The 6,661-nt window shown below is 69.7% G+C and carries 4 protein-coding genes; 1 reads left to right on the top strand and 3 read right to left on the bottom strand.

The annotated features are described in order from the left end of the window. Positions 1-52: 52 nt before the first annotated feature. The 3 genes from StrepF001_RS43920 to lepA form a co-directional block, all read right to left on the bottom strand. Positions 53-2,107 carry an ATP-binding SpoIIE family protein phosphatase gene (locus tag StrepF001_RS43920; protein ID WP_129803668.1) on the bottom strand — a complete coding sequence of 685 codons (2,055 nt, stop codon included), beginning with the start codon at positions 2,105-2,107 and terminating at the stop codon, positions 53-55. Between the two features lie 204 nt (positions 2,108-2,311). Continuing rightward, the gene (locus tag StrepF001_RS43925; protein WP_129803669.1) at positions 2,312-4,186 is read right to left on the bottom strand and encodes an AMP-dependent synthetase/ligase; all 1,875 of its coding nucleotides are present in this window, start codon (positions 4,184-4,186) and stop codon (positions 2,312-2,314) included. Between the two features lie 265 nt (positions 4,187-4,451). Continuing rightward, complete coding sequence (gene lepA, locus StrepF001_RS43930) at positions 4,452-6,320, bottom strand: translation elongation factor 4 (RefSeq protein WP_129803670.1); 1,869 nt, start codon at positions 6,318-6,320, stop codon at positions 4,452-4,454. Positions 6,321-6,548: 228 nt separating this feature from the next. On the opposite strand from lepA, the gene rpsT reads away from it, so the two are divergent. Beyond that, on the top strand, positions 6,549-6,661 hold a 113-nt coding region (rpsT, locus tag StrepF001_RS43935; protein ID WP_206307163.1), incomplete at its 3' end, for a 30S ribosomal protein S20.

Consider the following 6,661-nt stretch of genomic DNA (forward strand, 5'->3'; position numbering starts at 1 on the left):
GTCGGGAAGTGCGGAAGGCATGTCCTCCATTGTCCAGCACCCGGGCGACGTACTACTCCGCCTGCAGGACCAGCAGCGCCAGGTCGTCCTCCGGCGGGCGCCCGCCGAACTCGTGCACCAGCCGTTTGATCCGCTCCGCGATCAGCTCGGCGCTCAGCCCCCTGCAGCCGGCCAGCGCCGTCGCCAGCCCGTCCCCGTCGTCGAACTGGCGGGAGCCGCAGCGCCGCTCGGTCACGCCGTCCGTGACGCACAGCAGGCTGTCGCCGGGCCGCAGCTCGAACGTCTCACTCGTGTACGTCTCGTCCTCGACGACCCCGAGGAGGGTCTGCGGCTGCGCGACCGTACGGACGTCGCCGTCGGGGCCGAGCAGCAGGGGCAGCGGGTGGCCGGCGGAGGCGAGGGTGCAGCGGACGCCGCCGTCGAAGGGGACCAGCTCGCCGTAGAGGAGGGACAGGAAGCGGGTCTGCGGGCCGTCGCCGGGGCCGATCGGGCCCACCAGGGCGCGGGCGGCCGCGTCCGCGGCCTCCGTGGCGTCGTCGAGGAGAAGCTGGTTGAGACGGTCGAGGACATCGGCGACGCGGTAACCCTCGCGGGCCAGCAGCCGCAGCCAGGGGCGGGCCAGGCCGATGACGACGGCGGCCTCGGGGCCCTTGCCCTGGACGTCGCCGACGGCGAAGCACCAGCGGCCGTCACCGGCCGGGAACAGGTCGTAGAAGTCGCCGCTCGGTCCGCCCTTGTCGCAGGGCTCGTAGACGAGGGCACTGCGCACGCCGGGGATCTCGGCGACGGCGCCGGGCAGCAGTCCGCGCTGGAGCACGGCACTGATGGTGGCCTGCCGGGCGTACTGCCGGGCCGCGCCGATGGCGAGCGCCACGCGGCGGCTGAGGTCCTCGACGAGCCCGGTGATCTCGTCCGGGAACCGCGGGACGCCGACCCGCCCGATGACGAGCGTGCCGAGCGGCCGCCCACCGGCGACCAGCCGGTACGCCAGGGCGGCCCCCTCGGCTCCGCGGCCTTCCTCGCCGGTCTGCGCACCTCCTGCGGCACCGGAGACGACGTCCCACCCGCCGGGCGCACGGCTGTCGGCCTGTGTGCTCGCCTCACCGGTGCCACCGGCCCCGCACACGGGTGGTGCCTCACCAGCACCATCCACCCCGCGGACCCCGACCCCCTCTCCAGGCCACGGATAAACCACCGGCCCCGCCGATAACCCGTCCGGCGAACGTGGCGGTTCCTGCTCCAGGCACCGGCGGAGTTCCTCGATGCGTTCCTCGCTGCTGTGCCAGACCCGGGCCAGCCGCGGCCCGGGCGCCCCCGTGCCGTCGCCCCAGCCACCCCGGCCGCCCAGCGCCTCGTCCTCCAGCCACACCGCGCACCAGTCGGCCAGCCGCGGCACGATCAGCTGGCCGGTGAGCGCGGCGACGAGGTCCTCGTCAAGCTGTCCGGCGAGCAGGTCGGAGGCCTCGGCGAGGAAGGACAGCGCGCCCCGGCCCAGCCAGTCCCGGTCCCGCTCGGACCGATGGGGCTCGGGCGCGAGGAGTTCGGCGCCGGGAAAGCCCGCCCGCTCCAGGGCGTCGGCGTCCGAGCTCCCCTCGGCCGACACGCGCGCCCACACCGTCTTGGCACCCCGGCGATAGGTGACGCCCCAGGCCTCGGACAGCGCGGCGACGAGGCGCAGCCCACGGCCGTACTCCGCCGCCTCGTACGCCGCTTCGCTCTCCCCGTCGCGCGGCGCACGCGAGGGGTGGTGGTCGCAGACCTCCACGACGACGGCGCCCGACTCGGGCTGCAGGCAGCAGACCAGCTCGACGTCGGTGCCGGCGTGCACGACGGCGTTCGTGACGAGCTCGCTGACGACGACCATGGCGTCATGGGCCAGCCGGTCGGTCAGCCGGTCCACGCCGGGCAGGCCGAGGCCCGCCCACTGCTGGAACGCCACCCGCAGCAGACCGCGCGCGGCACCCGGCGCGAGCGGGCCACCGTGCAGGGTGGCCCGCATCTGCGCGGCGTCCTGCGGCCCGCCCTCGTACGCCGGCGGGTCAAAGGCGTGCGCAGGCACATCAGAGGCAAGGGAAACGGTCTCCCGCTGCGCCGGAATGGCCCCCATCTACAGCTCCCCGAGCAGTTCGGACGAATACGCCTCGATCGTTGCCGACAGGGTGACAGATGGGGCACGCCCATAAGCGTGGAGTTATCGAAGTGGGCCGTCGTGGGCGAGAACCGTGCTACGGGCGTGTTCGAAGCCTGACAGAAGCCGGACAGATTCGAGCACTCGCAGCACGGGACCCGACACCGCTCGGAGGTCCGGCCGCTATGCCTCCCGCGTCCCGGCGTACATCTCGTCCAGCAGGTGCTGGTACTCCCGCTCGACCACCGGCCGCTTCAGCTTCAGGCTCGGCGTGATCTCGCCGTGCTCCACGTCCAGGTCCCGCGGCAGCAGCCGGAACTTCTTGATCGTCTGCCACCGCTGCAGCCCGGCGTTGAGCTGCTGCACGTATCCGTCGACCATCTCGACCGTGGCCGGCGCGGCCACGACCTCGGCGTACGACTTGCCCTCCAGCCCGTTCTCCTTCGCCCACTGCAGGATCGACGGCTCGTCGAGCGCGATCAGCGCACTGCAGAAGTTCCGGTCCGCGCCGTGCACGAGGATGTTGGAGACGTACGGACACACCGACTTGAACGAGCCCTCGATCTCGGTCGGCGCGACGTACTTGCCACCCGAGGTCTTGAAGAGGTCCTTCTTCCGGTCGGTGATCCGCAGATACCCGTCGGGCGACAGCTCGCCGATGTCACCGGTGTGGAACCAGCCGTCTGCCTCCAGCACCTCGGCGGTCTTCTCCGGCAGCCCGTGGTAGCCCTCCATGATCCCGGGCCCGCGCAGCAGGATCTCGCCGTCCTCCGCGATGCGGACCTCCGTGCCGGGCAGCGGCTTGCCGACCGTGCCGATCCGGTAGGCCTCACCGGGGTTGACGAAGGACGCCGCGGAGGACTCCGTCAGGCCGTAGCCCTCCAGGATGTGGATGCCGGCGCCGGAGAAGAAGAAGCCGATCTCCGGGGCCAGTGCGACCGAACCCGACACACACGCCCGCAGCCGCCCGCCGAAGGCCTCCCGCAGCTTGGAGTAGACGAGCGCGTCGGCGACCTTGTGCTTGGCGCCGAGCCCGAAGGGGACGGACGCGGTGCCGGTGCGGCGGAAGTTGTCCTGGGACACCTTGGCGTACTCGCGGGCCACCCCGGCCGCCCACTGGAAGATCTTGTACTTGGCGGGGCCGCCGGCCCGGGCCTTCGCGGCGACGCCGTTGTAGACCTTCTCGAAGATGCGGGGCACACCCGCCATGTACGTCGGCTGCACCACCGGCAGATTCTCGATGATCTTGTCGACCCGCCCGTCGACCGCGGTGACGTGACCGACCTCGATATGCCCTGAGATGAGCACCTTGCCGAAGACGTGCGCGAGCGGCAGCCACAGGTACTGCACGTCGTCCGGGCCGAGCAGGCCGGTCGAGGCGATCGCCTTCGCCATGTACGACCAGTTGTCGTGCGGGAGGCGGACACCCTTGGGCCGGCCGGTGGTGCCGGAGGTGTAGATCAGGGTGGCCAGCTGGTCCTTGGTGATCGCGCCGACCCGCTCCTTGATCAGGTCGGGGTCCTTCTCCAGCCGGGCCGCGCCCCGGGCCTCCAGGTCGGCGAGGCTGAGCACCCAGTCACCGGTCTCCACGCCGTCGGCGTCGATGACCACGACATGGGTGAGCTCGGGCAGCTCGGCGCGCTTCTCCTGCGCCTTGGCCAGCTGCTCGGCGTTCTCCGCTACGAGGACCCGGCTGCCGGAGTCGGCGAGGATGAACGCCGACTCGTCGGCGTTGGTCTGCGGGTAGATCGTGGTGGTGGCCGCGCCCGCGCACATGATGCCGAGGTCGGCGAGGATCCACTCGAGCCGGGTGGCGGCGGCCAGGGCGACCCGCTGCTCCGGCTGGACGCCCAGCTCGATCAGCCCCGCCGCGATCGCGTTCACCCGCTCGGCGGTCTGCCCCCAGCTCAGCGACTTCCAGTCGTCCGGCCCCTGGCCGGAGGCCGACGGGACCGGGTAGCGGAATGCCTCGGCGTCCGGGGTCGCCGCCACGCGCTCCAGGAAGAGGCCCGCGACGGACGGCGGACGGTTCTCGATCAAAGTCTTTGTGTCGCTCACGACATCCTCCGGGGCCCGCGACAGTGCGGCTGGCTCAGGGCGGCATGCGCCTTCGGTGCGGCAGTTTTCACTCGCGCGCTGTTGTTTAACTCGCGAGTAACTATCGAGCAGGGATCAGGGTAGAGGCCGACCGGCCACTGCGTAAGACTCCGCGCTTTGTCACTTCCTCCAGAAGGACGGCCGTATGCATGCCAAAGGGGCCCGCCGTCGGTACGGCAGGCCCCTGTTGCGCACGATTTGCGAAGTATCCGTTTGTTGTCTGCGGTTACTTCTTGCCCTTGGCCGATCCCGCACTGTCATCGCTGGACAGCACCGCGATGAAGGCCTCCTGCGGAACCTCCACGGAACCCACCATCTTCATCCGCTTCTTGCCTTCCTTCTGCTTCTCCAGCAGCTTCCGCTTACGGGAGATGTCACCGCCGTAGCACTTGGCGAGGACGTCCTTGCGGATGGCGCGGATGGTTTCGCGGGCGATCACCCGGGAACCGATGGCGGCCTGCACCGGCACCTCGAAGGCCTGCCGCGGGATCAGTTCCTTGAGCTTGGCGACGAGCCGCACGCCGTACGCGTACGCCTGGTCCTTGTGAGTGATCGCCGAGAAGGCGTCGACCTTGTCGCCGTGCAGCAGGATGTCGACCTTGACGAGGCTGGAGGTCTGCTCGCCGGTGGGCTCGTAGTCCAGCGAGGCATAGCCGCGGGTCTTGGACTTCAGCTGGTCGAAGAAGTCGAAGACGATCTCGGCCAGCGGCAGGGTGTACCGGATCTCGACCCGGTCCTCGGACAGGTAGTCCATGCCGAGAAGGGTGCCGCGCCGGGTCTGGCACAGCTCCATGATCGAGCCGATGAACTCGGTCGGCGCGAGGATCGTGGCGCGTACGACCGGCTCGTACACCTCGTTGATCTTGCCCTCGGGGAACTCGCTCGGGTTGGTGACGGTGTGCTCGCTGCCGTCCTCCATCACGACCCGGTAGACCACGTTCGGCGCGGTCGCGATCAGGTCGAGGCCGAACTCGCGCTCCAGCCGCTCCCGGATCACGTCGAGGTGCAGCAGGCCCAGGAAGCCGACGCGGAAGCCGAAACCGAGGGCGGCGGAGGTCTCCGGCTCGTAGACGAGGGCGGCGTCGTTGAGCTGGAGTTTGTCGAGGGCCTCACGCAGCAACGGGTAGTCGGAGCCGTCCAGCGGATACAGGCCGGAGAAGACCATCGGCTTGGGGTCCTTGTAGCCACCGAGCGCCTCCGTGGCGCCCTTGGCCTGGCTGGTGACGGTGTCACCGACCTTGGACTGCCGGACGTCCTTCACACCCGTGATCAGGTAACCGACCTCGCCGACGCCGAGCCCGTCCGCCGGGAGCATCTCGGGCGAGCTGACGCCGATCTCCAGCAGTTCGTGCGTCGCGTTCGTGGACATCATCCGGATCCGCTCACGCTTGTTGAGCTGCCCGTCGATCACACGCACGTACGTCACGACACCGCGGTAGGAGTCGTAGACCGAGTCGAAGATCATGGCCCGCGCGGGCGCGTCCGCGACACCGACGGGCGCCGGGATCTCGGCGACCACCTTGTCGAGCAGGGCCTCGACGCCGAGGCCGGTCTTGGCGGAGACCTTCAGCACGTCGTCCGGCTCGCACCCGACCAGGTTGGCGAGTTCCTCGGCGAACTTCTCCGGCTGCGCGGCCGGCAGGTCGATCTTGTTCAGTACGGGGATGATCGTGAGGTCGTTCTCCATCGCCAGGTACAGGTTGGCGAGGGTCTGCGCCTCGATGCCCTGGGCGGCGTCGACGAGGAGGATGGTCCCCTCGCAGGCGGCGAGCGACCGCGAGACCTCGTACGTGAAGTCGACGTGCCCCGGGGTGTCGATCATGTTGAGGATGTGCGTGTTGCCGGGGTCGTGGGTGGGAGCCCACGGCAGCCGCACCGCCTGGGACTTGATCGTGATGCCGCGCTCGCGCTCGATGTCCATCCGGTCGAGGTACTGAGCACGCATCTGCCGCTGCTCGACCACACCGGTCAGCTGGAGCATCCGGTCGGCGAGCGTGGACTTGCCGTGGTCGATGTGCGCGATGATGCAGAAATTGCGGATCAGAGCCGGGTCGGTACGGCTCGGCTCGGGCACATGGTTAGGGGTCGCGGGCACGCAGGGTCCTGATTCTTGAGGTATCCGCAGGTAACGGTCTCGGGTCGGATCGATACGTAGTCTCCATGGTCCCACGGGCCGGGACCGGCGACCGGTTTGGGCCACCAAGAGGGCCGCTGGTAGCCTGGGTGGCTGTGCCTCATGCCCTCTCAGCGCGAGGCGCACCCCAAGAAAATCACCGGTGCGGGTCCCGTGCGGCCTCGTACCAGAACCTGAAAAGGCTCATTCGTGGCGAACATCAAGTCCCAGATCAAGCGGATCAAGACCAACGAGAAGGCTCGGCTGCGCAACAAGGCCGTCAAGTCCTCCCTGAAGACCGCGATCCGCAAGGCACGTGAGGC

This window comes from Streptomyces sp. F001 (assembly GCF_004187715.1).
Classification (GTDB): domain Bacteria; phylum Actinomycetota; class Actinomycetes; order Streptomycetales; family Streptomycetaceae; genus Streptomyces; species Streptomyces flavusporus.

Excerpts from the sequence above, each read along its gene's own strand:
- StrepF001_RS43920 (WP_129803668.1), bottom strand. The coding sequence starts at position 2,107 with ATGGGGGCCATTCCGGCGCAGCGGGAGACCGTTTCCCTTGCCTCTGAT.